The organism is Bradyrhizobium sp. 157 (assembly GCF_023073815.1).
Classification (GTDB): domain Bacteria; phylum Pseudomonadota; class Alphaproteobacteria; order Rhizobiales; family Xanthobacteraceae; genus Bradyrhizobium.
Genome location: NZ_JADPKF010000033.1, coordinates 175,402 through 179,272 on the forward strand (window position 1 = coordinate 175,402; position 3,871 = coordinate 179,272).

At 64.5% G+C, this 3,871-nt stretch carries 3 protein-coding genes; 1 reads left to right on the forward strand and 2 read right to left on the reverse strand.

Annotated features, from left to right (window positions below):
- Nucleotides 1-22: 22 nt before the first annotated feature.
- Nucleotides 23-847 carry an ATP-binding cassette domain-containing protein gene (locus IVA95_RS08010; protein ID WP_247510015.1) on the forward strand — a complete coding sequence of 275 codons (825 nt, stop codon included), beginning with the start codon at nucleotides 23-25 and terminating at the stop codon, nucleotides 845-847.
- Nucleotides 848-881: 34 nt separating this feature from the next.
- Here the strand turns inward: IVA95_RS08010 and fhuB are convergent, their stop codons facing one another.
- Nucleotides 882-2,888 (reverse strand): Fe(3+)-hydroxamate ABC transporter permease FhuB, encoded by a 2,007-nt coding sequence (gene fhuB, locus IVA95_RS08015; protein WP_247510016.1) that lies wholly within the window; start codon nucleotides 2,886-2,888, stop codon nucleotides 882-884.
- Nucleotides 2,875-3,810 (reverse strand): ABC transporter substrate-binding protein, encoded by a 936-nt coding sequence (locus tag IVA95_RS08020; protein WP_247510017.1) that lies wholly within the window; start codon nucleotides 3,808-3,810, stop codon nucleotides 2,875-2,877. The genes fhuB and IVA95_RS08020 overlap by 14 nt, the downstream gene beginning before the upstream one ends.
- Nucleotides 3,811-3,871: the final 61 nt, after the last annotated feature.

Here is a 3,871-nt window from a genome sequence, read left to right on the forward strand (position 1 = left end):
TCGTCCCCGCAGGCACTTTCTCATGCACGTAGTTCGGCCAACCGAAATCGCCGAGGCGTCGCCTGATCCGGCCACGCCCTTGTTCGAACTGGATCAGGTGGCGTTTGCTGTGGCGGGGCGCGCGCTGCTCGAACCGCTCACCCTGTCGCTTCCCGCGCGCAGCGTCGTCGGCCTGATCGGGCACAATGGCTCCGGCAAATCGACCTTGCTGAAGTTGTTGGCGCGGCAACAGCCAAGCTCATCCGGCACGATCCGGTTCGAAAGGCGCGCGTTGCGCGAATGGAGCGACCGGGACTACGCCCGCAAGGTCGCCTATTTGCCGCAGCAGACGCCGCCCGCCGCCGGCATGCTGGTGAAGGAACTGGTCGCGCTGGGGCGCTATCCCTGGCATGGCGCGCTGGGCCGGTTTGGCGACACTGACCGCGATAAGGTGGCGGAAGCCATGGCGCTGACCCACATCGAGTCGTTTGCGGACCGGTTGGTCGATACATTGTCAGGCGGCGAGCGCCAGCGGGTCTGGATCGCGATGCTGGTTGCGCAGGATGCCGAATGCCTGCTGCTCGATGAGCCGACTTCGGCGCTCGACATTGCCCATCAGATCGAAGTGCTGTCGCTGGTGAAGCGGCTCGCGCGGGAGCGCAATCTCGGCGTGGTCGTCGTGCTCCATGACGTCAACATGGCGGCGCGCTTCTGCAACGAGATCATCGCCCTGCATTCGGGCAAACTGATTTCGCGCGGCGCGCCGGACAAGATCATGACGCCGGCCGAACTCGAAACCATCTACGGCATTCCGATGGGGGTGATGCCGTCTCCGGATCACAGCCATCTCATCAGCTTCGCACGGTGAGCTCGTAAATCATTCGGCGCTTCACCGTCTCGCGTTATCCGCGCTGCGGTCGCAACAGCCAGAGAAGATAGGGCCCGGCGAGCATCATCGCGAAAATGCCGGCGGGCATCTGGAACGGAAATATCACCATTCGCCCGGCCCAATCGGCTGATACCATCAGGATGGCTCCAATCAGCGCGGCCAGCGCCGTCTGATGAAGCGCGCGCTGCGCCCCCATCATTCGCGCCATATGCGGCGCGATGAAACCGACCAAGCTCAGCAACCCGACCATCAGCGTCGCGGTCGCCGTCAATAATGCAGTCAGCAGCATGATGATGATGCGGCTTCTCGCCATCGATACGCCTATCGAACGCGAGGCCGCCGGGCCGAGCGGCAGAATGTCGAGCCAGCGTGACAGCATCGGCACCATGATCAACAAAAGGAGCGCCGCGGCGGCAAGGACCGAGGCCTCGGCCGGACTGATCTGATAGAGCGATCCGGTCAGCAACGACAGCAGCATGCCGATGCGCGGATCGCCGGTCGCCAATGCCATGGCGATGATCGCGCCGAACGCCGCGCTCATGGCGACACCAGCCAGCAGCACGCGCTCCGGACTGAATTCGGACCGCCTGCTGAACAGCAGAACCAGCCCGAGCACGATGAAGGCTCCGATCCCGCCGCCTGCAATCTGCGCCACGCGCGTGTGGGACGGAAGGAGATAGAGAAGAACGATCACACCCATCGCGGCGCCATAGCTGATCCCCATCACCTCTGGAGCCGCCATTGGATTTCCGGTCATGCGTTGCAGCAGCGTGCCCGCCACCGCCAGCGTGGCCCCCGCAGCCAACGCCGATACCACGCGCGGCCAGCGCCACGGCAGGAATTCCTGGATGCCGGCAAGACCGCTCCAGCTCCAGCCCTCGGCGCCGACCCCGACTGCGAGCGCGATCCAGACCACGAACAACAGCAAGGCCACACCAAACAGGATCACCCGCCAGGGATGATCAAGACGTGGTGGAACGGATGGTGTGAGGCTTCCGACCGGGGCTGCGGACCGTAGGCGCGGCAGCAGCACCAGCAACAAGGGCGCGCCGATCAGGGCCGTGGCTGCGCCGGCCGGCATCTCGCGATAGCCCGGCGGAATCAGTAGCACAAGTTCGTCTGCCAGCCACAGCAAGCCGGCGCCGCAGAGCGGCGCCCAAATCAGCCGATCGCGGAAACGTCGCGCGCCTGCAAGCATGGCGAGAGCCGGCCCGGTCAGCCCGACAAAACCCAACACGCCAACGACACTGACCACCGAAGCGCTGAGAGCGATCGCAATGCCAAGCGCGCAGACCCGCGCGCCCGTCAATCCGAGCCCGAGATTGCGCGCGGTCTCGTCGTCGAAGCCGAGCAAGATCAGCGGGCGGACCATCGCGGCGATCAGCACGAACGAAATCAGAAGCCGCGGCGCGAGGAACGCTGCATTGCTCCAGTCCTGCTGATTGAGATAGCCCGCGCCCCAGATGAACAGGCCGATCAGGTAGTCATGGTTGAGCAACACCAGAGCCTGGGTCGTCACGGCGCAGTAGTAGCCCACGATCAACCCGGCCAGCACCAGCACGACCGGCGACAGCGCACGTTTCCAAGTCAGGCCGAACACGCACAGGAACGCAGCGAATCCGCCGAGCAGCGCGATCCACTCGCGGCCGAAAGCAAGCAGCGACGGTGCCCACAAGGTCGTCATGGCCAGCGCGAGATAGGCGCCGTTCGAGATGCCGAGCGTGGTCGGCTCGGCCAGCGGATTGCGTAGCACCTGCTGACAGACGGCGCCGGCAAGCCCCAATGCTGCCCCGGCCAGCAGCGCCACCGCAATTCGCGGAAACACCGTATAATGCACGAGCATCTGCTGCGGATCGTTGATTTCAGGACGCCAAAGCACCGGCAACCACGCGTTAACAGGCAGATATCCCGACAGATGCCGAAAGGTCAGCGCAGAAGCCGCCGCAAACAGCAAGCCGATCAGTATCGCAGGATGCATCTCGATCCCGGACCGGGCGGGCAGCGCGTCAATCTTGCTCATTGTTTTCCTGCGGCAAACGTTCGGCGAGAAGGCGTGCGAAGCGTTCGGCCGCCGGCACGCCGCCATAGAAGAATTGATTTCCCAGCACCGTCAGCCGCCCCGAGCGGAGGAACGGCAGGGTCCGCAGCACCGGACTTGCGTTGAGCAGGGCTTCGATATCGGCAACCCGCGAACTCATCAGAACCAGTCGCGCATCCGGAACCGCAGCGAGCACTTCGAGGCCCACGCTGGTGTGTCCCCACGGGCCGCTCTGTCCGGTCCAGGCATTCTTTAAGCCGAACTGGCTGAGCACCTCCTGATAGAGGCTGTTCGGGCCGAATACGAGCGCACGGTTGCGCGCGATTTCGCTGACGAGATACAGCGGCTTGTCGCTGCGACCGCGAAGCTGATCACGATAGCCAGCCATGGCGGCATCGAACCGCGCGAGATAAGCCTCGCATGCGGCCTGCACGCCGAGACGCTGTGCCAGCTCCATCGTCGAACTGCGTGCGGTTTCAAGCGGATGCCGGCCGGACTTGAAAATCGTGAAGACCTCGACGGGGGCAATCAGCTTGAGCCGCGGTATTGCGGCCGTGATACTGGGATCGATGATGATGATATCAGGCGCAAGACTCTGCAGCAGTTCGAGATTTGGCTCCGAACGCAGGCCGATTTCCTGAACGCTTGACGGGACCGCCGGCTCGACGACGAGCCTGCTGTAACGCTCGATCTCCGGTACAACGAGCGGCACGACGCCGAGCGCCAGAATGGTCTGCGCGCAGGCCCAGCCGAGCGCGGCGACGCGCGGGCCGGCCTGCGGTGCGACGGCTTGAGCACGCGCGATTGGCCAGCCACCTGCAAGCACCCCGCCGCCGATGCCTGCGCCCACTGTGAGAAGCGCACGGCGAGACAGCCTGTAATCGGAGAGTAAATTCTTGCTCATGGGGTGCGGCTCGGGAACGGCTTGCGGCGAGGCCGCGAGAGACGAGGGCTATGACATACCT